The organism is Acetivibrio straminisolvens JCM 21531 (genome assembly GCF_000521465.1).
Classification (GTDB): Bacteria; Bacillota; Clostridia; order Acetivibrionales; family Acetivibrionaceae; genus Hungateiclostridium; species Hungateiclostridium straminisolvens.
Genome location: NZ_BAVR01000021.1, coordinates 1 through 26,209, shown reverse-complemented (window position 1 = coordinate 26,209; position 26,209 = coordinate 1). Strand labels below are relative to the sequence as shown.

Annotated in this window: 19 protein-coding genes and 1 pseudogene; 7 read left to right on the top strand and 13 right to left on the bottom strand. The window is 40.2% G+C overall.

The features are described from left to right. Positions 1-23 precede the first annotated feature (23 nt). A complete protein-coding gene (asnA, locus tag JCM21531_RS07285) occupies positions 24-1,046 on the bottom strand; it encodes an aspartate--ammonia ligase (RefSeq protein WP_038288722.1) in 1,023 nt (340 codons plus the stop codon). Positions 1,047-1,239: 193 nt separating this feature from the next. On the opposite strand from asnA, the gene JCM21531_RS07280 reads away from it, so the two are divergent. After that, positions 1,240-1,851: a peptidylprolyl isomerase gene (locus tag JCM21531_RS07280; RefSeq protein ID WP_038288719.1), complete on the top strand. Its 612-nt coding sequence runs from the start codon at positions 1,240-1,242 to the stop codon at positions 1,849-1,851. A gap of 69 nt (positions 1,852-1,920) precedes the next feature. On the opposite strand, the gene JCM21531_RS07275 is transcribed toward JCM21531_RS07280, so the two are convergent. The 3 genes from JCM21531_RS07275 to JCM21531_RS07265 are packed head-to-tail and all read right to left on the bottom strand — an operon-like array spanning position 1,921 to position 3,514. Further along, entirely contained in the window at positions 1,921-2,646 is a 726-nt protein-coding gene (locus tag JCM21531_RS07275; RefSeq protein WP_038288716.1) for an NAD-dependent protein deacylase, read from the bottom strand. A gap of 56 nt (positions 2,647-2,702) precedes the next feature. Continuing rightward, a complete protein-coding gene (locus JCM21531_RS07270; protein ID WP_038288714.1) occupies positions 2,703-3,179 on the bottom strand; it encodes a sporulation membrane protein YtrI in 477 nt (158 codons plus the stop codon). Then, the gene (locus tag JCM21531_RS07265) at positions 3,176-3,514 is read right to left on the bottom strand and encodes a YtrH family sporulation protein (RefSeq protein ID WP_038288711.1); all 339 of its coding nucleotides are present in this window, start codon (positions 3,512-3,514) and stop codon (positions 3,176-3,178) included. Before JCM21531_RS07265 ends, JCM21531_RS07270 begins: the two co-directional genes overlap by 4 nt. A 190-nt stretch (positions 3,515-3,704) precedes the next feature. On the opposite strand from JCM21531_RS07265, the gene JCM21531_RS07260 reads away from it, so the two are divergent. Continuing rightward, entirely contained in the window at positions 3,705-4,661 is a 957-nt protein-coding gene (locus JCM21531_RS07260; RefSeq protein WP_038288710.1) for a Na/Pi cotransporter family protein, read from the top strand. A 20-nt stretch (positions 4,662-4,681) separates the two neighbouring features. Here the strand turns inward: JCM21531_RS07260 and JCM21531_RS07255 are convergent, their stop codons facing one another. After that, positions 4,682-5,017: a rubredoxin-like domain-containing protein gene (locus tag JCM21531_RS07255; protein WP_038288707.1), complete on the bottom strand. Its 336-nt coding sequence runs from the start codon at positions 5,015-5,017 to the stop codon at positions 4,682-4,684. A gap of 277 nt (positions 5,018-5,294) precedes the next feature. On the opposite strand from JCM21531_RS07255, the gene JCM21531_RS21240 reads away from it, so the two are divergent. From JCM21531_RS21240 to JCM21531_RS07245, 4 genes are all read left to right on the top strand, one after another. Next, entirely contained in the window at positions 5,295-5,933 is a 639-nt protein-coding gene (locus JCM21531_RS21240) for an LTA synthase family protein (protein WP_243467373.1), read from the top strand. A 149-nt stretch (positions 5,934-6,082) separates the two neighbouring features. Next, positions 6,083-6,232, top strand: coding sequence for a hypothetical protein (locus JCM21531_RS21235; protein WP_243467372.1), 150 nt, complete (start codon positions 6,083-6,085; stop codon positions 6,230-6,232). Next, positions 6,229-7,182, top strand: coding sequence for an LTA synthase family protein (locus JCM21531_RS21230; RefSeq protein ID WP_243467371.1), 954 nt, complete (start codon positions 6,229-6,231; stop codon positions 7,180-7,182). Before JCM21531_RS21235 ends, JCM21531_RS21230 begins: the two co-directional genes overlap by 4 nt. 169 nt (positions 7,183-7,351) lie before the next feature. Then, positions 7,352-7,915 (top strand): biotin transporter BioY, encoded by a 564-nt coding sequence (locus JCM21531_RS07245; protein ID WP_038288704.1) that lies wholly within the window; start codon positions 7,352-7,354, stop codon positions 7,913-7,915. Between the two features lies 1 nt (position 7,916). Here the strand turns inward: JCM21531_RS07245 and JCM21531_RS07240 are convergent, their stop codons facing one another. From JCM21531_RS07240 to sigI, 4 genes are all read right to left on the bottom strand, one after another. Next, positions 7,917-8,207 carry a hypothetical protein gene (locus tag JCM21531_RS07240; RefSeq protein WP_038288702.1) on the bottom strand — a complete coding sequence of 97 codons (291 nt, stop codon included), beginning with the start codon at positions 8,205-8,207 and terminating at the stop codon, positions 7,917-7,919. A gap of 54 nt (positions 8,208-8,261) precedes the next feature. Next, positions 8,262-8,765, bottom strand: coding sequence for an SEC-C metal-binding domain-containing protein (locus tag JCM21531_RS07235; RefSeq protein ID WP_094184756.1), 504 nt, complete (start codon positions 8,763-8,765; stop codon positions 8,262-8,264). 108 nt (positions 8,766-8,873) lie between these two features. Next, on the bottom strand, positions 8,874-10,310 hold the full coding sequence (locus JCM21531_RS07230) for a cellulose binding domain-containing protein (RefSeq protein ID WP_038288698.1): 1,437 nt from the start codon (positions 10,308-10,310) through the stop codon (positions 8,874-8,876). Between the two features lie 6 nt (positions 10,311-10,316). Continuing rightward, positions 10,317-11,075: an RNA polymerase sigma-I factor gene (gene sigI, locus JCM21531_RS07225; protein ID WP_038288696.1), complete on the bottom strand. Its 759-nt coding sequence runs from the start codon at positions 11,073-11,075 to the stop codon at positions 10,317-10,319. A 219-nt stretch (positions 11,076-11,294) separates the two neighbouring features. Between sigI and JCM21531_RS25065 the strand changes: the two are divergent. After that, a pseudogene (locus tag JCM21531_RS25065) lies at positions 11,295-11,926 on the top strand (DUF3298 and DUF4163 domain-containing protein). A gap of 77 nt (positions 11,927-12,003) precedes the next feature. Here JCM21531_RS25065 and JCM21531_RS23625 read toward each other — a convergent pair. From JCM21531_RS23625 to JCM21531_RS21195, 4 genes are all read right to left on the bottom strand, one after another. Then, positions 12,004-14,418 carry an Ig-like domain-containing protein gene (locus JCM21531_RS23625; RefSeq protein ID WP_279379001.1) on the bottom strand — a complete coding sequence of 805 codons (2,415 nt, stop codon included), beginning with the start codon at positions 14,416-14,418 and terminating at the stop codon, positions 12,004-12,006. Then, positions 14,337-17,972 (bottom strand): Ig-like domain-containing protein, encoded by a 3,636-nt coding sequence (locus JCM21531_RS21205; protein WP_243467369.1) that lies wholly within the window; start codon positions 17,970-17,972, stop codon positions 14,337-14,339. The genes JCM21531_RS23625 and JCM21531_RS21205 overlap by 82 nt, the downstream gene beginning before the upstream one ends. Before the next feature lie 1,231 nt (positions 17,973-19,203). Continuing rightward, positions 19,204-25,200, bottom strand: a complete 5,997-nt coding sequence (locus JCM21531_RS21200; RefSeq protein WP_243467368.1) for a hypothetical protein — start codon at positions 25,198-25,200, stop codon at positions 19,204-19,206. A gap of 35 nt (positions 25,201-25,235) precedes the next feature. Next, positions 25,236-25,865, bottom strand: coding sequence for a hypothetical protein (locus JCM21531_RS21195; RefSeq protein WP_243467367.1), 630 nt, complete (start codon positions 25,863-25,865; stop codon positions 25,236-25,238). Positions 25,866-26,209 lie beyond the last annotated feature (344 nt).

Below are 26,209 nucleotides of genomic sequence, written 5' to 3'. Positions count from 1 at the left end.
AGTTTTTCCAGAATGAATATAATCTATAATAAATAAATATTTGCATTTTCACAAATTTCAATCATTGAATCCGGCCATACTGAAGATTGAACCTCTCCTATATGAGCCTTTTTCAGAAAATACATGCAGATTCTCGATTGACCGATGCCTCCTCCTACGGTATAAGGAAGCTTTCCTTCCAATAAATCTTTGTGGAATTTCATTTCTTTTCTTTCTTCGCAGCCTGCTTCTTTAAGCTGGCTTATCAGTGAATCCTCATCCACCCTTATTCCCATGGAGGATATTTCAAAGGCTCTTTCCAGTAACGGATACCATAAAATGATGTCCCCGTTTAATGCCCAGTCATCGTAATCCGGTGCTCTTCCGTCATGCTTCTTTCCTGATTTTAAGACACCACCGATTTGCATAACAAATACTGCTTTTTTCTCCTTTGCAATAGCATCCTCCCTCTCCTTTGGAGAAAGCGTAGGATACATGTCCTCCAGTTCCTGCGTTGTAATAAAGAATATCTCCTCCGGCAATATTCTCGGTATTTGAGGATACTGCTCAGCAACATAGTCTTCGGTCTTCTTCAATGCATGGAATATTTTTTTCACTATTGCTTTCAAAGTTTCTTCATTTCTATCCTGTTTATTGATTACCAATTCCCAGTCCCATTGATCCACATATATGGAATGAAGGTTGTCCAAATCCTCGTCTCTTCTTATGGCATTCATATCCGTGTAAAGCCCTTCTCCAACATTAAATCCGTACTTTGCCAAAGCCATACGCTTCCACTTTGCAAGGGAATGCACAATCTCAACAGTATTTCCGTCAATAGCCTTCACATCAAAAGATACAGGTCTTTCCACACCGTTCAAATTATCGTTCATTCCCGTCTCGGGTCTTACAAAAAGAGGCGCCGAAACCCTACTCAAATTCAATTCTGCCGCCAAAGCCGCCTCAAAAAAGTCCTTTATCTTTTTTATTGCAGTTTCTGTTTCTCTAACCGATAAAGCCGGATTATAATCCGGCGGAATTATAAGCCTATCTATTTTCTCAATCACAATATTTTCCCTCCTATAATCACAACAACACAATAGAGTCAACTCACATTATACCATTTAATAGTCTCAAATCCAATAGTTATATTTGATACAGTTTATCAATCCGTCAAAAAAAGCTTTATATTATTATGTAGACATGCCAAAAAAATGTTGTATCATTTGTTTAGAACTTTTAGGATATGGAGGTTTTAAAATGCTTGGAAGAATTAATGTCAAATTCCTTGCCATTGTTTTGGTTTGCTTAATGACCGCGGTCTTCACCGTTGGCTGCAAGGATTCAAACACCAATGTCAAACACCCGAAAGTGCAGATTGAAATGGAAGACGGGGGCAAAATGGTCTTAGAACTGTATCCGGAATACGCACCCGAAACTGTGGAGAATTTTATAAACCTTGCGGAAGAAGGCTTCTATGACGGCCTCACTTTCCACAGGATAATAAAAGGCTTTATGATACAGGGTGGTGACCCAAACGGTGACGGTACCGGCGGCTCAGGAAAAACCATAAAAGGTGAGTTTGTCAACAACGGTTTTGAGAAAAACACACTATCCCACACCAGAGGAGTAATATCCATGGCTCGTAAGTCCAATGATCCAAACTCTGCAACCTCCCAATTCTTTATCATGCATGCAGATGCACCTGGCCTTGACGGAGACTATGCAGCCTTTGGAAAGCTTATAGAGGGTGAGGATGTACTGGATAAAATCGCAGATACCCCTGTTGCTCAAAATCCATCCATGCCTAGTGAAAAATCCGTTCCTCTGGAAGAAGTTAAGATCAAAACAATAACAGTGCTTGAAAAGTAAATAATCATATTTTAAACGGATTGCCTCATTTTCAAATGAGCCAATCCGTTTATTTCACCTTAAAACATCCTAAATCACGCTGCTTAGCACTTTACCTATGCTATCCCTTATAATAAGGTCCGCCTTGCCGTCATACGGCGTCTCCGACTTGTTGATAAGAACAAGCCTGTCCCCACGGTAATACCGTATAAGCCCTGCCGCAGGATATACCGCAAGGGAAGTTCCTCCTACAATCAACATATCTGCCGTCTCTATGCAATCCACCGCCTTATTTATACTATCGGTATCTAAAGGCTCCTCATACAAAACCACACAGGGCTTTACAATTCCATTGCATTTTCTGCACTGCGGCACAATCTTAGGACTATTTAATACATACTCCAAATCATAGCTTTCGCTGCAGTTCATGCAATTATTCCTATGAACGCTTCCGTGTAGCTCAATAACATTTTTAGATCCGGCCGCCTGATGCAGTCCGTCAATATTCTGGGTTATAACTGCTTTCAGTTTTCCCCGTTTCTCCAATTCTGCCAGCGCAAAATGGGCAGCATTCGGCTTTGAATGCTTGTATATCATTTTATCTTTGTAAAATTCGAAGAACTCCGCGGTATGCTCCATAAAAAAGCTATGGCTGAGCATAACCTCCGGCGGATAGGAATACTTGCTTTTTTGATTATAGATTCCGGTATCGGTTCTAAAATCGGGAATGCCGCTTTCCGTAGATACTCCTGCACCGCCAAAGAACACAATACTACTGCTTTTTTCGATCATTTCTTTGAGAGTATCAATTTCCATATTATCGCCTCTATCTTATAGCAAAATTATTGGTTTATATAATTATACCATAAATTCTAGTCAATTTTCTTAACTGTTACCCATATTTTAAATACATCAGAAATTAAAACCTTATTTACCCCCAGCTTGTAATTTTTATTCTCAATTCTGTAAATATCCTCATCCACAAGCTTTACCACCAAATCCATATCTATATTCTTTACTTCCTTCCACAAAAGGTCTTGATACCTGTCTTTTATATACTTTTCAAGCTGCATTTTATCAAAATCGTCTTCTTCTTTGTCTTTAAAAATCAGGAATACTTCTATATCGGAGACCAGAAACTTTTTCTTGTTCATACTGTCAAAGGATTCCTTAAGCTTGTTGTATTTTGCTTCACTTTCCTCGATACGGGTTTTTAAGAGCATTATTTCCTCATGGTATTTGTCTATCCTGTAACTTACCAATGTACTCATTAAAGTGCATCCTATCAGAATTCCTCCTATGAGCCCCGTTGCAAGGCAGATAAGAAACCTGTAAGCAATTCTTCTCATTTGAACATTAACTCCCCGCACCTTTGGATAAGCCTTATAAACCCATATCCGACATTTGCTCCAATCACAGCTACTACAACGTAAACCGCCTGTTTGATTATTGATCTTATTTCCCCTTTGAATATGCCTTTCTCCAGTATTTCGAAAGTAGAAAACGTACCTCCCAGGGCAACGGCTACCGCCCAAATTTTAATGGAGCTTGCTATTTGAAACATGCTTTTTAAGGGAGGATGATCGTTTATCAATGCTCCCAATCCTGCAAAAAGGCTTGCACCTACAATTACCCCGAAGGCTATTAAGAAATTATATATTATATTACTTGGAAAAGTAGACAAGAAACCACCCTTTTCCTGTTAGTTTTTCTCCTATAAACTATGTTTCTTTTTTTTACTTTATACTGAAGTTTCAAAGTTTAATCAAACTTTTTTATTGTCCAAAGTTTTTGTTCTAATTTTGCTTTATCAAGCTTATCTTTAATTATAGGAACGGGGCTTATAAATTTTTAAGGAACGGAATTAGAAAAGAATGAATTATAGACTTGTTATACTTATTGTAAATATAATAATCGGCACAATCTGCATTGTATATGGTGTAAAACTGATGAGCACAAGTCTTGAGAAGGCAAACATCCGCAGGATGAAAAAATACCTCTCCCTCTTCACAGCCAAAGTACCGCTGGCCACTCTTACCGGAACTGTCCTCACAGCACTGGTTCAAAGCAGTACAGCCATAACTGTTATAACCGTTGGACTGGTAAACTCCGGAATGCTGAAACTGACTCAGGCGGTAGGCATCATATACGGAGCAAACATTGGTACCACAATAACAGCCCAACTTATGTCTTTTAAACTCACCAACGGCGCATTCGTAATAATCGTGCTGGGCATTTTGATTGCTTTTTTCTCCAAAAGAAAATCCCTTGCAAACATGGGCTGGGCACTAACCGGCCTTGGCATCATGTTTGCAGGGTTAAACATTCTAAACTCGGGAGTACCATACATAAAAGAAAACCAAAATATCTATGAACTTTTCAGGATTTACGGACAAAATCCCATAATCGGCCTTCTTATCGGTATGGTAACAACTATGCTTGTTCAAAGCAGCAGTGCAACAGTGGGCCTTACCATTGTTCTCTTCAATGCAGGCCTTATTGGCTTTGAGTCTGCCCTGGGCCTTACCCTGGGAGATAATATCGGAACATGCATTACTGCACAACTTTCAAGTATCGGCGCCTCTATTTGGGCCAAGCGGACTGCATGGGCACATACCCTCTATAATGTCATTGGAGTTATAATAGCCTTTATTTTGCTTGCGCCTTTTGCATCAATGGTTCAAGCCATTACTTACGGTATCGGCCAGGATAAAACCCGCCTGATTGCCAATGCCCACACAATTTTTAATATTCTAAGCGCCGTTATTTTCCTGCCGTTAACAAAATATTATGTGAAATTTCTGGAGTGGCTTATAAGGGAAAACAAATAGATAGATCCTTTTCTACCGTCTTACCATTTTCCCTTTTTCATATGTCCTTCCATTTCGGCTTTTGCTCTTTGCTTTATAACCCATGCTGCATCTTTAGATCTTTTAAATGCTTCTACGCAAGGTGGATCCAGATTTATATTTATACCTTCTTCGCAGAGTGCTATTATTCTGCCTGCAAGGTTAACAAGCTCCATATGAATATCGTTTGTCCTGTCAGAAATATATACCTTGTTGGCATCTTCATCGCTAAGCTGGACAAATTTATCCTTTGGGGCATCACATTTAGGGCACTTTTCCGGTGCCTCTTCCCCTTCATGAACATACCCGCACACTGAACATTTCCAAAGCTTTTTCATTTACCATTCCTCCAATTCATATATTTACTAATGATATATTTATTAATACCACTTGATAATTATTTTAAACATAACAAAATTAGCAATATATAATCAAAATAATTGTTTATAATTAATTTAGAAATAGTTTAATTTATTTTTAACGTTTTTATTATAAAATAAAATCGTGTATAATATAATGGTAAATTTTTAAACAGTTATTTATATACTTTAATTGTAAAAATTATTGCAAAGTGTAAGTCAAATTCTAGATAGTAAAAAGAGAGGTAAAATAGCAATGGAGCGACTTAAAAGCATTATAAATCAACGCTTTAATCTTGCAGAAACCCTTTACTGGGTACTGTTTATTATGTTTCTTATGCTAAAATGCCTTTATTTTCAATTTACAACAAAACTGAATACGGACCCTTATTTATCTACAGTAAATTTAACCATGTTTCTTTCGTCTTTTTCCATTCTATTGATTATAGCAGCCCTTATATCTCTTGCTTTTAATAAGTTGAGATTTGTTGCCCTTTTTACAATAAATCTTCTTTTAACGATTTTGTTGATTGCAGATACCAACTTTTTTAGATATTACTACAATTTAATTACCATACCTGTACTTTTTCAACTGGATATCAAACTTATGAGCTCCGTCAATGAGAGCATACTGAGCCAATTTATGATTAAGGACTTGATATATCTGATTGATTTGCCGTTTATGCTGATGGGAGTTTTTCTGCTTAGTAAAAATGTTCGTAAGATACACATTTCCCGAAGAGCATACCGCTGTGCGGCACTTTTGGTAGTCGGTATGGTTACCTTTTTATCGGTTTTCCATACTTCAAACCTGAATTCCTTTGCATATAGCAACAATTACTCGGCCAAAAGCCTTGGGGTAATTTTTCCCATTACTACAATACAAAGCTGTTAATTGAAGAAAACCTCCTGGAAGACGACAGCTTTACTAAGGAGGATAAAAACTCGATTATAGCATTCTATGAAAACAAGGAAAGGGAAAAAGACAACTTTGGCAGCAGGCTAAAGGGAATTGCAAAGGATAAAAACCTGATTGTCGTACAGATGGAGGCCCTTCAGCAATTTGTAATAAATATGAAAATCAACGGTAAAGAAGTGACACCGAACTTAAACAAGCTTATCTCCGACAGCTTTATTTTGATAATGTATTCTATCAGGTTTCAGGGGGCAATACTTCCGATGCGGAATTTTTGACCAATAATTCATTGTATCCCGCAAAAGAGGGGGCAGTTTACCACTTATATCCCGAGAATACTTATCATTCTCTGGCCAACATTCTGAAAAAAGAAGGGTATAATACTTACTCACTGCATGGATTTGAAAAAACTTTCTGGAACAGGGATAAAATGCATATGACTCTTGGCTTTGACAAATTCTTTAACGAGGAAGACTTTGCATTGGACGACTTCGCCGGCTGGGAAGGTCAGGCTCTCAGTGATTCATCCTTCTTCAGACAATCCCTTGATAAAATTGATACATCAAAGCCCTTTTACAGCTTTTATATAACGCTGTCAAGCCATCACCCATTCACTTATTTTGAAAATTTTGATTTTGATGTGGGTGAGTTTCAAGGGACATACATAGGTAATTACCTCAAGGCCGCCAACTATCTTGATAAGTGTATAGGTGAATTTGTAGATGAGCTTAAAAAACGAGGGCTATATGACAACAGTCTTCTGGTATTCTACGGTGACCACGCTGCCGTGAAAAAAATCGAAGCCGATGGACTTATGAAGCTTCTTGACATGGAATACAGCGAGCACGAATGGATGAAGCTCCAAAAAGTGCCCCTTATAATACATTATCCCAATCAGTCAAAACCGGAAGTTATAAGCACCATAGGCGGTCAAATAGACATACTCCCAACCGTTGCAAATCTGATGGGATTTGATGCACGGTATGCTTTAGGAAAAGACCTTTTGAACAATAATGCCGATAAAGGTTATGCCATCCTAAGAGACGGTTCGGTAATAACAAAGGATTTTATATACTTTAATGATTTAAGAGAAGTATACAGCTATACTGACGGAAAACCGTTGGACTTAAATCTATATAAGGATAAGATTACTTCATATATCAATGAACTCAATGTGTCGGATATTATCATAACCAAAGATGCTTTCAAACACGGTTTTGAAAAATAACACTTTTAAAGGAGGCCATATGAGCCTCCTGATTTTATATTAGGCATGATCTGGGCAATAATTTTAGATTAATTGTTAACTTCAAATCGAAAAAGTGTTGACAATCCCATAATAATGTAATAATATCTTCATTGATATAAATTATATGTTAAATCATTGGAGGAGTATTATGACTGGAAACAAGTATCTTAGAGACATGATGTATGCGGCTATCTTTACAGGTTTGATGGCAGTCCTTGGCTGGATAAGCATCACACTTCCCATCCTGCCTGCGCCTATTACAGGACAGACCTTGGGAGTAATGCTGGCAGGTGCCATTCTTACCCCAAAGCAGGCCGGACTTAGCATGGCAACCTATATTGCCTTGGGTGCCGCAGGTCTTCCGGTATTTCAAAAAGGTGGAGCAGGAATAGCATATTTGACAGGCCCTACCGGTGGATTTATTATCGGTTTTCTCGTAGGTGCCATAGTGATTTCCCTACTCAAAGGAAACGGAAAAAATCCCTTAAGAACAGGTCTTGCATGTATTGTCGGCGGCATACTTGCGGTATATGCCATAGGAATTCCGTGGCTCTGCTTTGAAATGACCGGAAGTCTGTTTTCTTTACCTCAGGCAGTATCAACCCTGGCTTTTATTCCCGGAGACATCATAAAAGTATGTATTGCCTCTATGATTGGTGTACGGGTAAGCAAAAGCTTGAATATCAGATGGCGGCCTAAACTTATAGTTTGACCTAAAGCTGCCTTTTTAGATAGCACTCAACACAAAATATTTCCCCTTCCGGGTCATCGCTATCATTATACATTTTTTTCAGTTCCTTGCCGCAGTTTTTGCAACTTACCAGTATATAGTCTGCTTCAACGCTGTCTTCTTCGTAATTATTGCAGACTATATCACATTCTTCTTCCTGACAATCTTCACATTTGTCAGAGGGAAAGCCAAAGCTGCATTCATATGTCTCTTTCCCGTCGTCGTCAATCAATCTTTTTAGATTTCTGCATCCGCTGCAGATACACTCTACCATGCCTGTTTCCTCCATCCGGCTATGATCAATTCAAAAAATTCGTTGGGTACAATTTTAAGCACCGCAGCACTTTTTATATTTTTTGCCGCTGCCGCAAATACACGGTTCATTTCTTCCAATCTTATTGCTTACAGCAATATGAGCCCTATTATATTCTTTCGTTATTTCGTTTCTTCTTTCCTGGCTCAATATGTTGTCCCACTGGGGAAGATTGTAAAGCCAATACGCTTTTGCATCCAGCATATTATAATACAGTTTTTCAAAATCAACTTTTAGACAGATGTTTGACTCTTCACTGAGTTCCTCAAGTTTAACAGACTCCTTTAGGCTGGTGTTAATACCGTCCATAAAGCCGGTAAATACAACAGGCTCCATATCAAACTTCTCTGCAAGCTCAGCGAGTTTTCCCTCCACAACTTCCTCATGGTTATCAAGAATGAACTCGTATATTTTCATCTCTTTCTCAAGGTAGGTATTCCAGAATTTATTGTACTCTTCTTCTGTCCTCTCTTTTTCACAAAGCTCCTGCCATTCATTATAAAGACTCATATGTATCATATCTCTCCTTTGCTTATTATGACTAATAACTCTTTCATATTATAACACAATACTGCGTCGGAGTATAACCTCTACACCAATATATTTTACGAATTTGACTTATAATAATCAATTCGGTTCAGAGCCCCATACCAGTCTATTCGAAATGTATGCAGTCATCTTTTTCCAATCCGTATAGGAATTCGACGGATTGTAGGAATAATCGTCCCGTTGCTCAAATCTGCCCCAGTCATTCTGATAGAATTCCCCCGTAATATACATTACATCATTCGGAAGAAGAGTCCCTGCCTTAAATGTAATTTCTAGATACTTGTTTGCTTCTGTTTTTCCCGGCAAATCATAAAATCTGCATTGAACATCCTTCTCGCTACCCAAACTGTAAAAGTATACTGCCCAGTTCATTTCATCAACCGAAAGCTCTTCCTTGAAATAATACCTTACTTTAACATCTTTAAGGTCGATAGCTTCATTTCCTGTGTTATACATTCTGAAACTGAATTCAACACCTTGAGAATCATAAGGTTTATTGCTGTAGTGCTGTATCTTAAGTCCTTTTGATCCACCTTCACTGTGTTTTGGACTTTCCACCGCGTTCGATGGCTGCGGGGTCTTTTCATCAATCGTGGTTGGAGTTTCCGACGGATACGGGGATACTTCCGGCAGCTCAGACATAGTTGGCTGTTGCACAGGTTCCGATGGCATTTGCACGGTTTCTTCGGCAGGTGTCTTAGCAACCTGAGGCTTTGGACTTGACATATCTCCAGGTGCCGTCTTTATCTGCTCCAATTTCTCTATCATATCGGTAACGCTCATTTCATATATTTCATCAACAGTGACGCTATTGTCCAATTCTTGTGTTTCAAGATACAAGCAGTATCTTCCCATGGAAAGTCCGTACTCCGATGCATCTTTTCTTTCCTCGGGAGTTGCCATAATAATATGCCCTTCAACATTATCCATCATGTCTACTTCGCTTTTTATATTGTCAAGCAATCTGCTTAACTTATCCTCCTCATCTTCTCTGCCCGATTTGTACTGGCTTCGCTTATCATTAAGAGCCCCGCTGATAAGAATAATTTTTCTGTCATCCTCAGCTTTGATAAAACCAATGTCCATGGATTTTCTAACAAGCTCGGCAACAACACTTTCAACTTTCTTGCTCTCCAAATTCAATCCTTCGGTCAATCGGACTCCATCTTTATTTAGCGGCTTAACTTCTAAAACCCTATAATTTTCATCAATTACCAATTCAACACTCGGATTTATATCAATATCTATATATCCGTAAATATTGTCGGTACTTCTCAAAAAGGAAGACTGAAAATATAAAAACATTACAACAAAAACTGCTGCAACGCTCGAAAAAGCAGCGGCAGTATATATGAATCTTCTTCTATTAACATTATATATATCTTCATTTTCAAAGCTTACTTGCTGCCCAACGCACATATCCTTGCGTCTGTGAATGATTACAAATTCACTATCGGTTGTGAATACTATTGCCTTTTTACCCTGAATTTCATAAACTATCCCCATCTTATTCATATTATGTCACTTTCCCCCCTCCATAGTATATTCCAGATACCTCTTTGAGAGATATAGATTGCTTTTTAAAATTAAGCAAAGAGCTATAATATACTTTCGATTATTTCCTATAGTCCTTCCGTGGACTTTGGCTTTCTTCTTTAGCTCATTTCTGGGTATGCTTTTATTCTTCATTAACGCCCTATACATTTGCTCATCCTCCGCCAGCATCTTGGCCAGCTTTATACATAACTGCCTTGAGTCCCGGTGTTTTGGGACATTTAGAACTAAATCAAGGAAAGTTATGCCAAATTCTTTTAGCTTGCTTTTTAATTCTTCGATATCCTCCCGTGCCTCTATATCTTCAAACCCAGTATAAGATCTCGATAAAAGTTTCTCATCATTATAAAAGTATTCATCATCAAAAAACGAAAAAGGATACTCCTTATTATCCTTATTGCTTCTTGAATAATCAATCAGCCGTCTTTTAATTACCTGTTCAGAAAAAAGAAAGAAGTTATAACCTTTGCTGATATCGAATTTATCGATTGCCTCATTGAATGCAGACATAGCAATGCTAAACTCGTCACTGTTGCGGGTATCAATATATTTTCCCGTCGCATTTGACGTAACTTTCAAAATGAATGGTCTATATTCGGATATGAACTCGTCTCTGAGCTGTTTGTTACCTTCTTTTATTTGTTTAAGGGTAGAAATAAAGTCATCATAGACTGTCTCATCCAGTTTTTTTTCTTTGATAACATTATTGATTTTCCGGACCTCCAACTAGATCATTCTCCCTTCAGTAGATTACTTCGTTCAAGCCTGCTTTTTTTATGTATATTATCGAATAATATTTACTCTTGCTTCATCCTATGAAATATCTTCCGTCCGCCACCAATTTTAACATTAATAAATATACCTTTGTTTTTACTTTAGCGAGTAACAAATTTAAACCTCATGAATATAATTATAGCAGTAAAATCTAAAAGAAGTGAGTAAAAAATGAATAATATTCAAAATCCCGTTTATATATTTACGAGAAGGATTGTCTCTCCCCACCAGGACCTTATAATTGATTATCCCTTTGTAACAGGTTTTAAGACTCTTGCTGTTCAGAATTCAATAAATTCCAGAATAATAAACACAGTAAACGAACTTATATACGAACAGACGGGTAAGCTATTGGATCAAGGGTATAAAGCCCCTCAAATGACCATCCAGGCTGGTATGAAATAAAGACAAATGAAAAAGGGGTACTTAGCCTTTCCATTGGAAATTATACCATTGCATATCCTGCAGCCCATGGATTGACTATAATTAAATCACTAACCTTTGATATAGACACAGGCAAAGAATATAATCTGGAGGAACTTTTTAAGCCGGGAAGCGATTACGTTGGCATACTGTCAAAAATAATTGAAAAGCAAATAAAGGAACGTGAGATTCCAATCCTCGGTGAATTCAAGGGAATAAGGCGGAATCAGGACTACTACATAGCCGACAAGGCATTGGTAATATATTTCCAGCTATATGAAATAACTCCTTATGCTTTTGGTTTTCCCATGTTTCCAATATCGGTGTATGAGATACAAGACATCATAAGAGAAGGAAGTCCCCTGTCAGCTATGCTTTGACACACAAAAAACGGAGTGGGATTAGATTTCATCCCAACTCCGTTTTTAATTTTCAGCCTTTAAGCTTTTCCGGTTTGTTACTTACCCTTAAGCTTCATACACTTTGATATTATCGTAGCAACTTCCGCGCGGGTAATTTCTCTTTGCGGTCCAAAAGTATTATCGTTGTAACCCTTGATTATTCCCAATTCTACTGCTTTCTTTACATAACCTTTCGACCATGCCGGTATCTTATCTGCGTCAGCAAAGGTAAGGGTATTATCCTGCGCTTCTTCTATTCCGAAGGCTCTCAGTACCAGAACCACTGTCTCCTGACGGGTCAGTCGGTTCGAAGGCCGGAAGGAACCGTCTTCATATCCCTTAATTACCCCTTTATGCATTGCCGTCGCAATGTATGCCTTTGCCCATGCCGGCACTGTATCTTTGTCGGAACATGTCAGCTCAATGCTGTCGGATATTTCAAATCCTGCTGCCTTCATTACCATTACCGTTGCCTCGGCTCTGGTTATCTGAGCGTTTGGCCGTAAGGTTCTATCCGGATATCCGCTGACAATTTTTTTCTTAAGCAAATCAGCAAAGAACTCTGCAGCCCAATGTCCCTTTATATCTGTAAAGAAGTCCAAACTATCGGAATCGATAACAGTCTGCGTTGGTGTTGGGTTTGGGGTCACCGATGGAGTCTTACCTGCTGTTGGCGATGGTGTTGCTGTCGCTGTCGGTGATGGTGTAGGTGTTCCATCGATGGACACAATAGGAGCTCCTCCACCGCCTCCGCCCGGAAATACTATGGGTTCATCGACAATCTCCGTAGGTGTCGGTGATGGTGTTACCGCCTCTACAATTTTTATTGTACATGAATCCTTGCAGGACGGTTTTGATTTACTATTTACTGTAATTGTTACAGTACCGGCCTTCTTTGCCGTTACAACTCCTGCAGAGCTCACTGTTGCTATAGATGTGTCGCTGGATTTCCATTCCACTGTTTTATCTGTAGCATTTGCAGGGTTTATAGTAACCGAAAATTTGTGAGTACTTCCCACAGCCAAAGTAGACGGTTTGTTATTGATTCTTACCTGGCTTACTTCAATTCCTGTTACCGTTACTGTGCATGTAGCTTTAATACTTGAAGATTCTTTGCTGGTAGCAGTTATTGTCGCCCTTCCCATGGAAACAGCTTTAACCACTCCATCGGAAGATACCGTTACAATATTTCTGTCGCTTGTTGACCATACGATGTCTTTATTGGTAGCATTCTCCGGTATCACTTCGACAGCAAGTTTTACTTCGTTTCCTATTCCTAGAGATATGTTGGTCTGCTTCAATTTGATTGCTGTAACTTTTACCGGTTCAATTTTCAATGTACATACTGCTTTTACACTCGGGTCATTCTTCCATGCTGCAGTAATTGTAACTGTTCCGACTCCCACTCCTGTCACTATACCATTTTCACTTACTGTCGCAACATTCTTGTTGCTGGATGTCCAAACCAGTGTCTTGTTTGTGGCATTAGCCGGAGTCACAGTCACTTCCAATGCTTTGCTTTGGCCAACCAGTATGGACTCAGGTAAATTCTTAAATGTCACCTTTGTAACCGGTCTTTCAACTACCTTTATAACACACACAGCCGTTTTGGATGAATCGTACAGGCTGGTTGCAACTATTTTTGTTTCTCCGATATTCACTGCCTTTACAAGACCTTCCGCTGTCACAGTTGCAATATTTGTGTTTTCCGATTTCCATGCAACCCTCTTGTCTGAAGCATTCGAAGGAAGAACCTCCGCATTTATCAGAACATAATCATCCGGATACAATGTAACGGTTTGCTTGTCAAGGCTTATTCCCTCTACCGGAACCGGTATTACTTTCACGCTGCATACAGCCTTAATTGAAGGATTATATATGCTGCTTGCAGTTATAACCGCTGTTCCAATATTTACAGCAGTAACTTCTCCCGATTGAGACACCCTGACAACACTCTCATCGCTTGATGTCCATGTAATTCCCTTATAACTTGCAGTTTCGGGCAGAACTTTAGCTATAAGTTTATCTGTATATCCTGCTTTTATTTCCAGCTTGCTCTTGTCAATTTCCACAGCGGTAACAGGAGTTATAACAATAACATCACAACTTGCATATACCGAAGGATCTTTGGAACTCACAGCGGTAATTACTGCCGTACCGGATTTCTTGGCTGTTACGAGACCATTCTCCGATACTACTGCCACCTCGGTGTTGTCGGACTTCCATATTACTTTGTCGTCTTCACTCTGAGGAGTGAATATTGCTACAAGCTGTTCTTTCTCCCCGGGGTTTATGCTGACAGACAGTTTATCAATACTCAAGTCTGCCCCATCAGCCGGAACAACCTTAACGGTACATGCGGTTATTACCGAGTTGTGGGTTCTGGCAGTTATAACTGCAGTTCCGTTGCTTTTGCCTTTACAACTCCCTCGGACGAAACCTCTGCAACATTTGAGTTGCTGGTAGTCCATTTAACTGTTTTGTTTGTCGCATTTTCCGGCAAATATTTCACCTTGAGATTTACTGTTTTGCCGCTCTGCACAGTTACCTGATATTTATCCAGCATAATTGCATTTACAGGTACCATAGCGTAAGTCAGCAAGGTCAAACTATTTCCTGTACTATTTCTAGAACTTACATCAATAATTGATGCCTGTTCTTTATCAGCCGAAGTTCCCGAAATACTAAAATATCCTTTGTCATTGTATATACCGCCGGTATTACCCGAAACAACCGAATACTCCAACTGATAACCATTACCTCTGTTATTGGCAGGTACATTGATTGTGTATCCCACAGAAGCTGTACCGTCAGGAAGAGATACAGTACCCGATATAGCTCTCTCCAAAGGCAAAAGTGTAAGATTTATACCGCTTATATTCTTTGTTACATTGTACTTCGTCGCACTGTCCTTATTGGCTGTAGTTACACTTGTATTGTGATAACCCTTTTCCACATACTCTCCAAACAGAGGCAGAATCGAGTAGCTCACAATATAATCGGAACCCTCGGGCACATACAAGGAATAGCTTGCCGAAGAGCTTCCCTTGGATATTCTGACATATACCGAAGATTCATAATTCTCATTCGATGCAGATACCCAAAGCCAGAAGTCATTGCGGTCTACCTGCCGGCCTGCCGGAAGAGAAACCCTTCCTCTTATTTCCATGCCCGGTATCAGGTTCAAGTTAATTTCTTTCACATCTCCGGATGATGTGTTTATAGGTGTTGAAAGTTCACGTTTTCCTACAGTTCCCGCTTTAGCGTAATATCCGCTGGTTACACAGCCGTCACTTGTAGATTTGATTGTATATTTTATGCGGTAGTTGTCAAGCGAAGGAACTGCAATCTCGTATTCAACAGATGCTTTGCCCTTGCTTATTGTTACTGTTTTTTGAGGAGCAAAATCCAATGCATCGTTTTCAGCCGTTATTTCCACCTCAATATTTCCGGAAGCTGTCTTACCGTCCGGAAGCTTAACAGTTCCCTTTATTGTTCTATTCTTTTTGAGCAGAACGAAATCTACATTCTGAACATCATTTTTCGCTACATCTACTGTACCGGCCATATCTATTGCAGGCACTGTTCCGTTTTTAGAATAGAATCCGCTTCTAAAGTACTGTTCATCCTGCGTATAGGAATAACCCACTTTGTATTGGGAATTTCCGCTGCCGTCAATTACCGGAACAAAGACTTGCGTATTCAGAACATTATCATCGGCTTTGTCTTCGGTTCCGTTTCCGGTTGAAGCCTGAAGGTTAAGTCCTACTACTTTTGATGTACTTTCAGGAACATACAGGATGTAGTTTACGGAACTCTGCTTTTCAGGTATTGTTACGCTCTTTGTTACCCTGTATCCGGTATAGTCTGTTTTCTCTGCAAAAACAGTCACCAAAAGGCCGCCTTTAGGAGCAGTTTCTCCTTCGGGAAGTGTTACCTTTCCTGAGATCTTCCTGCTTCTTATCAGCGAAATATTGGCGTTGGTATAATCTCCGTTGCTTACGTCCACAGGAGTCGCCATATTAATATCTACTACCGTACCTGCTTCATTATAATATCCGTTGTTTATGTAAGCGTTATTATCCACCTGATAGGAAAGTATATAGTCCGCTCCCTCGACATTCGGAGATACCCTTAAGGTATACGGAGCCATGCTTTCTCCTTCAGGTATGAATGCTATCACCGTATTATCCACACCAAACAGCTTGCTTGTCGCGATTATTGTTACGGACAATCCGCCTTTTCCGGCAACCCCTTCCGGAATGGATACGATACCGCTTACTATCTTCTTTTCAATAAGCATAAGGTTTATGTTCTCTGCATTTGTGCTGCTTACATCCACCAACGTTGCCTCATCCGACAATACTTTAGTACCGTTTTCGCTGTAATAGCCAAGGGTTGCATATTCATCGGATGTCACACCGTACCTTACCTTGTATCCTGAATTATAAGCGTTTGGCGGCACATTCAAATAATAATCCGCCGAACTTTCACCTTCAGGAACGGTTACAATGTCTGATGATGAGTTTCCGGATTCATCGGTCGCTGTTACAACAACCCGGATGCCTCCTGCCGGAGCAGCTCCTTGAGGAATCTTGATTGTACCGCTTATCGTCATATCCTGAATCAGAGGAATATCTACGTTTGCCATATCCATTTCTCTTAGATCCAGGACTTCTGCTTCGTTCTTGTTTCTTACGGTACCTTCCGTGTTGTAGTATCCGACAGCTGCAAGACCTTTCGTCTTCTGAAGAATTTCGTACTTAAGTATATATCCTTCACCCGACGGTAAACTCAGAATATAATTTACTTCTGTTTTACCATAAGGAACAAAGATCTTGGCTGCACCGGTGTCAAATCCGTTTTCGGCGCTAATGCTGACTTCAAAATAATTTTCATTTCCGAAAGCACCAGCCGGAAGAATTAATTTACCTGAAATTCTTCTCTTTTCCAGGAGCTTAAGCTTAAATCCGCTAATATTTTCATCATTTATGCTGAATACTTTTGCTCTCATTTTGTCTGTATATACTCCGCTGTCACCATAATACCCGTACTCCATAAAGCTGTCATTGCTGTCCAGTACATAGAAGAGCCTGTAGCCGGAGCCCGCTTCCACATGCACCGAATACGGCACTGATGCTGCTCCGTAAGGTATCCTTACATTTGTCGAATAGGTCTCGACATCATTGGATACATATATCCTTACATTAAGCCCTGCTTCCGGAATAATGCCATTTTCCGGTACTTCAATTATTCCGCTGACCATTGCCTTTCTGAGAAGCACCATGTTGATGTTTGAAGCATCCTTTTCATTTACATCCACAGGCTGTGCCTGGGACATATTATTAGTCGTTTCTTTGCTGTTGTAGTATCCATATGTTGTATATACATTATTCGACCAGTTTTCATACCTGACTATATACTCATAGCCAGGGTCATTCGGAGGCAGACTTATGGAATAACTTGCCGATGAACTTCCTCCCGGTATCATAATAATCTGGGAGTTTCCGTCTGTTTCATTAAATACGGCAATATTTATCAAAATACCTCCTGAAGGTGCAACACCCTCCGGCAATGAAACCTTTCCGGTTATCCTTCTGGGCCTCATTAATTCTATGTCTATATTCTCAACATCCTTATAGTTTGCATCAACCGGTTGAGCCAGCTTGCTGTTTCTGACCGTACCGTTTTTGTTGTAATAGCCGTATCCTACAAGGTCATAATTTGCTGAAACTACGTATTTAATTTTGTAGCCGCCACCCTGAAGATTCGGAAGAACCTTCATTGTATACTCAGCCGAGCTTTCTCCCTCAGGAATTGTAACCCAAGTGTCCCCCGCATCTTCTGCATAGATTTCTACTTTAATTCCTCCCTTAGGAGCTGTTCCTTCAGGAAGATATACTTTACCGCTAATGGTCTTCTTCACTATCAGCGACAAGTCAACGCCGTCAATATCGGTGCTCACATCCATTAGATATGCGTTATCGGGCATAAAGACCGTACCGTAGGTCCGTAATATCCCCATGGAACAAAGTCGTTCTTAATGGACATTTCATAGCCTACTCTGTATCCTTTGCCCACAGGAACACTTAATGAATAATCCATGCTGCTCTTGCCTTCCGGTATGGTTACGTAAGAAACCTGCTTATCGGTATTATTCTCAGCGTAAACCGTCACAGTAAGTCCACCCTTTGGTGCTGTTCCATAAGGAAGTGAAATCTTTCCTGAAACAGTCTTTTTAGCAATAAGAGTGAGATTAATACCCCCGGCATTCTCTTTTCTTACATTTACTCCTTTTGCCAAATCAGCACTTCTCACAGTTTCCGACGAACCGTAATATCCAATATCGGCAAAACTATTGTCATACCAGTTTTCATATCTTACCTTGTATTCATCGTTATCATCATTTGGCGGAACAGAAAGAGTATAAGAAGCCTCTTTTGCTCCTTTCGGTATATAAGCAACTGTGTCTGCACTGTCAATGCTGTTGGATGCTATAATGGTTACAGTTACATCCCTGCTTGCAGAAGCACCTTCCGGAAGCCTAACTGTACCCTTTATAGTGCGCAGACGTGTCAATTCAAAGTTTATATTGTCTTTGTCCCCTCTGCTTACATCCACAAATTCAGCCTTTGCTTCACTTCTTACCGAACCGTCCTTGGTAAAATATCCGTAGCCTACATAACCGTAATTTTTCGTGGTTTCAAATTTAACCTTGTAGCCTTCTGCCGCAGCATTAGGAATTACATTCAATGTATATGTAACCGAACTTTTACCGTAAGGAATTACAACTATCTGTTCATCTCCTCCAAGAGCCGTTACCCTTACAGCAAGACCCTCCTGCGGTGCTTTCTCGCCACCTTTTAGCGATATGGTTCCGCTTATTGCTCTCTTTGCAATAATGGTAAGATTTATATCAGTCACCGAACCTCCGTTAACATCCACGGTAGCAGCTTCTTTTTCATCCACAGCCGTCTCGGTTCCTGCATAGAATCCCTTGTCAACATATTTTATATCCGGGTCCATGACATAATATACTTTATATCCGTAGCCGTCAGGAATGTAAATATTATAGCTTGCAGAACTCTTTCCGCTCGGAATTGTAACAATTGTCTCTCTCTTGTTTTTGGAGTTTGCTGCAATTACTGTAAATGTCACTCCTTCTTTTGGTGCAATTCCTTCGGGCAAGGATACTGTTCCGCTTATAGAGTTGTAGTAAACAAGAGAAAGATTGATTCCTTCTTTTCCTCCCGAAGTCAAATCAAGTTTTGATGCTTCGGTGACGGAAGTAACCGTTCCCTCATTGCTATAGTAGCCCTTAGGTATGAAATCAAGCCCTGTTGAGACTTGATAAGACACCGAATAACCCGATGCCGGAGGAACAGGCAACACATAATCAACCTGCTGCCGTTTTCAGGGATTGTTACATCCGTTGAATTTTTGAATTTACCGTTGTCGGCCGTAATTCTTACTTGAATGCCTCCTTCAGGAGCAATGCCATAAGGCAGAACTACACTTCCTTTAACGATACTGTTTTCAACAAGTGAAAGTTTCGCACCGGTCATATCCTTTTCTCTCAAATCTATCTCCGATGCCAGCTTCTCATCTATGACAGTACCGCTTTGCGCGTAATATCCCTTACTTACATACTCGGTTCCGGATGATAAAGTGTAGTACAATTTATATCCGTTATATGGCGGCAAGTACAACTCAAAACTTTGCGTCTGACCGTTCTCCGGTATGGTAACCGTCAATGAATCGCTGTATTGAGTGTTTTGAACAGTCACTTCCACTTTGAGACCGCCTTTTGGTGCAAATACTCCTGTTGGCAGCGTCACTACACCGGACACTTTTCTTTTTGATATTAGGACAATATTCTTATCTTCTATATCTCCTTTTACATCAAAAAGTTCTGCTTTCTTAGAGTCTGCCACAGTTCCTTCGGAACTTAGGTATCCGCTTGTTACATACATGTTGTTTGGTGCCATGCTGTAATACAGCTTGTATTGTGTTCCCGGAGGAACAATCAGTACATATCTTGCACTAGACTGGCCTTCGGCAATAGTAACATTTATAGAACCGCTGCCGCTTGGGCCCTCAGCATTAACACTTAACTTTACTCCGCCTTTTGGAGCTTTTGCTCCTCCGGGAAGAGAAACGCTACCGCTTATATAATTTTTGCTGATGGCGGTTATTTCTTTTCCAAACTGGTCTTCTGTATCCACATGAATTAATGTAGCTTCTTTTTCGTTTTGAACCGTTCCCTCTATATTATAGTAGCCGTTTTCAGCATAGCCATACTCAGAATCCATGGTATATTTAAGCTTGTAACCCGAACCATAATAGCTTGGGTCCACCTTCAGCTCAAACTCTGCCTGACTCTGACCAAAGGGCAGGTTAATTACCTGTTGATATGTCACGTTCTTACCTTCTGCAGTCCTTCCTGTCGCAGATATTGTGACATTCATTCCTCCTGAGGGCGCAACCCCGGAATCAAGCTTGAACACACCGCCAATAGTGCGTTTTTCCAATACAGTCAGGTTGATACCGGTTTTGCTTTCCAGGCTTACATCAACCAAAGCTGCTTCCTGTAACCTTGCCACGGTTTTACCCACACCAAAGAAGCCGGTTTGGACAAAATCTGTAGCCGAAGTAATTGTGTATTTTACAGCATATCCCGAACCGATTGCATTTGGCGGCACCTTCAATGTGTACGACACCGAGCTTCTGTTCTGAGGAATTGTCACTTTAGTGCTGTAACTTCCGGCAGATACCGTAACATCAATTCCTCCTGCCGGTGCAGTCTTACCGTTAGGCAGGCTTACAATACCGGTTATAGTTCTCTTCGCTATAAGAACAATATTTAATCCCAATATGTCATTCTTTCCGACATTAAAAGTCGTAGCCTCAGACTTGCTGAGAACCGTTTCGTTAATGTTGTAGTAACCGTTCAAATAGTCCTCATTGCTTATAGAATATCCAATCGTATAATCATTGCCTTCAGGCAAGTACATTCTGTACACTATCGAGCTGCTGCCCTGAGGCATATTGACTTGAGTTTCTACCGAATCTCTGTTGTTTAAAGCTGTGACGGTAATCCTCAAACCTCCTGCGGGTGCTACTCCCGAAGGCAAAACAAGGCTTCCAGTAACAAGTCTGTTCGGTATCAATGTCATATTTACTCCTTCCTTGCTTTCGCTCGAAAGGTCAAGAAGCACACATTCTCCTTTTTCCCTGGTTGCCGCAACTCCATTGTAATAGCCGGAAGGGTAATATTTTCCGTCGGGATTAGTTATTGAATAACTGAGCTCATAATCTTTACCTTCCGGAACATAAATTTTGTAGGTTGTAGAGCTGCTGACTTCAGGTATAACAACGTCAACAGTTTTTGTATCTTTTCCGTTTGTAGCTTTGAGCCTTACTTTTATGCCTCCAAAAGGTGCTATTCCTGTCGGAATAGAGATAGTTCCGGTTATATATCTATTGCTTATGAGCTTGAGGTTGATACCAACCTGGTCTCTTTCGGTTGTGTCCAATTTATCTGCTTCCGAATCCAGCCGTGTGGTTTTCGAAATACTGTAATAACCGATACCTACATATTTTGGATCAGTTGTCTCATACTTTACAATATATTCCTTGCCGGAGGAAACATACAATGCGTAAGGTACTGAATTTTCTCCTTCAGGAATGATAAAGTTTGCTGTTATTTTATCGGATGAACTTTCTGCAGTTACTTTTACACTAACACCACCCGCCGGGGCATATCCTTCCGGAAGCAGTATCGTACCGCGAATGGTTCTCTTTGTGATAAGCGGTAGATCGATACCTGTCCTGTCACCCAATATATTCAGCAATGAAGCTTCGATTTCAGTCTCTTTCGAGCCGGATTCTGAATAAAATCCGGGGCTTACAAAGCCGGCACTTGAAGTGGTGTACTTAAGGACATATTTCTCTCCTGCCGGAACATAAAGCATATAAGGAGTCGACATAAATCCTTCAGGAATTACTACGTCTACGGAATCACTGGAAATCTTGTTGTCTATGGTAAGCTTCACACTGATTCCCCCTGCAGGCGCAGGTGCTGACAGAAGTTTTACACTTCCGCTTACTTCCATCTTCGCAATTAAATCAATATTAATTGATGAAACATTGATAGTTGCATCAATTGGCTTTGCTTTAGATTTATCAACTGCTGTGCCTCCGTCGCTGTAATACCCTGTCGGCATAACTCTTCTGTCCGTAGCTTCATACCATACGGTATAGTTCTTTCCTTCCGGAACAAAAAGAGTATAGTTTATGGTATTGTAACCCTGGGGTATCGTTACTGTAGTTTTTACAGTATCCGTTGAGTTGGAAGCAGCGATTGTAACCTTCAATCCCCCTGAAGGAGCCACTCCCTTCGGAAGGGCAACACGACCTGTTATTCTATTGTTTTTAAGCAGTTTTAAGTCTATATTCTGTTTGCTCTCTCCGTCCAGATCGATTAAAGTTGCAGCAGTTGAATCTTTAACTGTCCTTGCTGTGCTGTAATAACCTTTTTTAATGTATTCTTCGGAAGTCACTGAGTACTCCACAAGATATCCGGTTCCTGACGGAACATAAACAGAATATTCTGCCGAGCTCTTTCCCTCCGGTATTGTAACAGTAACAGACCCTTTGTTTTTATTATTTGAAGCTGTAACGGTTACTTTCAAACCGTCTTTTGGAGCAACTCCTTCCGGAAGCGTTACTTTACCGTTTATACTGCTTTTCGGTATCAAGACAATGTCTGCCCTGCAGTCTGTACTGCTTACATCTATAAGCTCTGCCCCAATCTCCGAAGCAGTCATTCCGTTGCTGCTATAGTATCCGGGCGAAATAAACATTGTGCTGGAACTGAGCTTGTAATATAACTTATAACCTGAACCCGCACTATTTGGCGGAACCTTGATAGCATATTCTATCGAAGACCCGTTTTTAGGTATTGTAACAGTTGTGCTGTAGCTGTCTCCTGCATAAACAGTTACTTTCGTATCACTGCTAAGAGTCATTCCCGAAGGCAGGGATACCGTACCGCTTATCAACCTTTTCGGTATCAAAGTCATATTTACTTCTGTCTTGTTTTCCGAAGTAAGGTCGAGCAAAGCAGCAGAACTTGCGTTTAGAGTGGTACCGCTTACCCCGTAGTAGCCGTCGGTAGCATAATCACTCTTTGCATCAACCGTATATTTAACCTTATAGTCCTTGCCTGCAGGTACATATGCAGTATAGCTTGCAAATCCCGCTCCTGCCGGAATAGTGACAGTTACTTTTCCGCTGTCCTTTCCATTGGAGACTACAACATCCACCGGAATGCCTCCCGACGGTGCAACACCTGAAGGAAGAACAACATTACCGCTGACAGCACGCATCTCGGTAAGAGTTAAGTCTATATTGGTCCTGTTTTCCTTGCTTAAATCCAAAAGGGATGCATTGCTGCTGTCTCTTACCATTCCGTCCAAATTATAATACATCGGACTTACAAAATTATATTCTTTTGAGGATTCATACCATACCCTGTATTTGTCACCGGGATTTACAAACAGGATATACTCCGCAGACTTTTCACCTTCCGGAATCGTAACGGTCTGTTCTGCGCTTCCCTTGCTTCCTGAGGCCTTTACTTTTACCGTATAGCCTCCTTTCGGTGCTACTCCATTAGAAAGAACTACTTTTCCCGATATGGTTTTCTTAAGAAGCAGAACCAGGTTTATACCTACCTGATTTCCTTCCCTTACGTCAATATCGTCGGCACTGTTTTTGTCTACAACAGTACCGCCTTTGCTGTAGTATCCCGGCGAAACAAATATATCGTCTTCATCACATTCATAATAAAGTTTGTACACTCCGGGGTTGTAGTAAATTGTAAATGACCCTGACCTTGCTCCGCCCGGAATAACAATAAGTGTTATTCTTCCATCGGTCTCATGGGTAAAAATCATCCCGCCCGGAGGTGCATAATATCCTTCAGGAAGAGATAATGTTCCGCTTGCAGTTCTTTTTTCAAGAAGCATTATGTTTATATTCGGCTGATTACCGCCTATGGTGCTGATTTTTGACGCTGAAGCAACATTGTATACAGTACCGCCGCTGCTGTAATACTGTTCATTCATATATATAGCCTGAAGCGATAATAATTTACATTTAATTATGTATCCTTCATCTGCCGGAACATTTATTGAATATGGAACCGAGCTTTCACCTTCTGGGATTGTAACGGTGACTTTTGCTTCTTCAGAGTTGTTATAAGCTGTAATTTCAAAGCTTATTCCTCCTACTGGCGCCGTACCGGACGGCATGGATAAAATTCCGCTAATGGTTCTCTTTTCAATAAGTTCCAAGTCTATATTGTTTAAGTCCTCATTTTCAACGGTAATTAAAGTTGCAGAACTTAAATATCTGACTGTTGAACCTTTTTTGTAGTATCCCTGTTCGACATACAAGTTATTGGATGTCTTATAGGAAACATTATAGCCTGAACCTGTCGGAACATACATGGAGTAGGTGGCTTCCGACTCTCCGTTCGGTATAGTAATTGATTTGCTTTCAATTTTTGTGTTATTCAAAGCCACAATTACATCTACTTTTATGCCGCCTTCCGGTGCAACACCTTTTGGCAAGGACACTTTTCCCGATATTATACGTTTGGCAATAAGAGTTATATTTTTGTCTTCTGCATCTCCCGAAACAGTGTCAATCGGCGTAGCCGCTTTACTATCCTTTACGGTTCCGTTTTCGTTGTAATAACCTTTACTAAGGTATGCTATATCGTTTGTCTCATAGTATAATGTATAGCCCGAGCCATCGGGAACATACAAAACATATTCAACCGATGATGCTCCCTCAGGTATTGTCACGGTTTGAGAATCTTTATCCGAACCATAGGTTGCCCATACAGTAACTTTAACACCATCTTTTGGTGCTGTGCCTTCAGGCAAAGCTACGATACCGGTTATCCTTTTCTTTGCAATAAGGTTCAAATTAATATCTTCTTTGTCTTGGGTGCTGACATCTACAAGAGTCGCAAGAGTGTCATATCTTACAGAACCGCTTGTACTATAATATGCAGTCTGTAAATAAATCTTATTTGAAGTTTGATAGCTGACAAGGTATCCCTTTCCGGACGTACTGGGCGGAACCTTCAGTATATAATCTGCAGAACTCAGTCCTTCCGGAATGATTACATTAGCTGTAGCCTTGTCGGATCCGCTTGCTGCCGTTACGGTTAAGGACACTCCACCAGCAGGGGCAATCCCGCTATCAGGAAGAGTTATAGTTCCTGAAATAGTTTTTTGGCTATAAGAATAAGATTTATATCCGATTGCACAGGTTCATCTGCCGTTAAACTTATCTGCTCAGCTGCAGAAGAACTTCTGACAGTAGTACCCTCACTATAGTAACCGGTGTTCACATAATCGGAATCTGACGTCTGGTAATATACGGTATATATAGCTGCATCGGGAACAATGGCTGTGTAATCGGCGCTGCTTTTTCCATCCGGAACAACAACAGTTACACTGGTAGTTTTTGAGCTGCTTTTAGCATATACCCTTACAGTCAATCCTCCGGATGGAGCAACCTTACCCTCCGGCAATAGAACTTTACCGGATATGGTAAATACATTTGACGCGCTCATGGTGTAAGAAACAGCTTTTATCCCAGGTATTTCATTATCCGGGCTTTGAAGCAATTCTTCTTGACCGGCATAAACGTCTTCAGTTACAGTCTTTTCGGGTGAAAAATTATCGACTTCTTGACTGTCAGATAAATTCTGAACTTCAAGAATGCTATAATTTTCTGCCGGAACTTCCGCAGACGCTAATCCGGCAGGTACTATCTCCCCAAAAAGCATCAAAAAACACAGTAGAATTGAAATAAATGCCTTAAAGTTTTTTCTCATATTTACCCCCCATATTATTATTTTTCTCTATTTGTATCACAGGTTTTAAACAGGTCCTGCCAACTTGCAACACTTCCTTTCGCTATAGAATCATACAAATATCAACCCTGCAATAAGTTAATCCATAAATTAAAAAATACAGCTGATGCAGCCGGTGTCAATATTATAATTAATAATATTTTATAGAGGATTACTAAGACATGTCGGAAATATTTACTTGTTCAAAATGAATAAAAGTACAGAAAAATACCTTTCTTTTCTCATGCCCCCCAAAAGAAATAAATAAGTCAATATCTTAGAATATTTGCATTTATTATGCATTTTTTGAACTAGCAATATTATAC

Coding starts and splice junctions, on each gene's coding strand:
- JCM21531_RS07280 (WP_038288719.1), top strand. CDS start 1,240: ATGCTTGGAAGAATTAATGTCAAATTCCTTGCCATTGTTTTGGTTTGC.
- JCM21531_RS07275 (WP_038288716.1), bottom strand. CDS start 2,646: ATGGAAATTGATACTCTCAAAGAAATGATCGAAAAAAGCAGTAGTATT.
- JCM21531_RS07270 (WP_038288714.1), bottom strand. CDS start 3,179: ATGAGAAGAATTGCTTACAGGTTTCTTATCTGCCTTGCAACGGGGCTC.
- JCM21531_RS07260 (WP_038288710.1), top strand. CDS start 3,705: ATGAATTATAGACTTGTTATACTTATTGTAAATATAATAATCGGCACA.
- JCM21531_RS07255 (WP_038288707.1), bottom strand. CDS start 5,017: ATGAAAAAGCTTTGGAAATGTTCAGTGTGCGGGTATGTTCATGAAGGG.
- JCM21531_RS21240 (WP_243467373.1), top strand. CDS start 5,295: ATGGAGCGACTTAAAAGCATTATAAATCAACGCTTTAATCTTGCAGAA.
- JCM21531_RS21235 (WP_243467372.1), top strand. CDS start 6,083: ATGGAGGCCCTTCAGCAATTTGTAATAAATATGAAAATCAACGGTAAA.
- JCM21531_RS07245 (WP_038288704.1), top strand. CDS start 7,352: ATGACTGGAAACAAGTATCTTAGAGACATGATGTATGCGGCTATCTTT.
- JCM21531_RS07240 (WP_038288702.1), bottom strand. CDS start 8,207: ATGGTAGAGTGTATCTGCAGCGGATGCAGAAATCTAAAAAGATTGATT.
- JCM21531_RS07235 (WP_094184756.1), bottom strand. CDS start 8,765: ATGATACATATGAGTCTTTATAATGAATGGCAGGAGCTTTGTGAAAAA.
- JCM21531_RS07230 (WP_038288698.1), bottom strand. CDS start 10,310: ATGAATAAGATGGGGATAGTTTATGAAATTCAGGGTAAAAAGGCAATA.
- JCM21531_RS23625 (WP_279379001.1), bottom strand. CDS start 14,418: ATGGACTACCAGCAACTCAAATGTTGCAGAGGTTTCGTCCGAGGGAGT.
- JCM21531_RS21205 (WP_243467369.1), bottom strand. CDS start 17,972: ATGGGGATATTACGGACCTACGGTACGGTCTTTATGCCCGATAACGCA.
- JCM21531_RS21195 (WP_243467367.1), bottom strand. CDS start 25,865: ATGAGAAAAAACTTTAAGGCATTTATTTCAATTCTACTGTGTTTTTTG.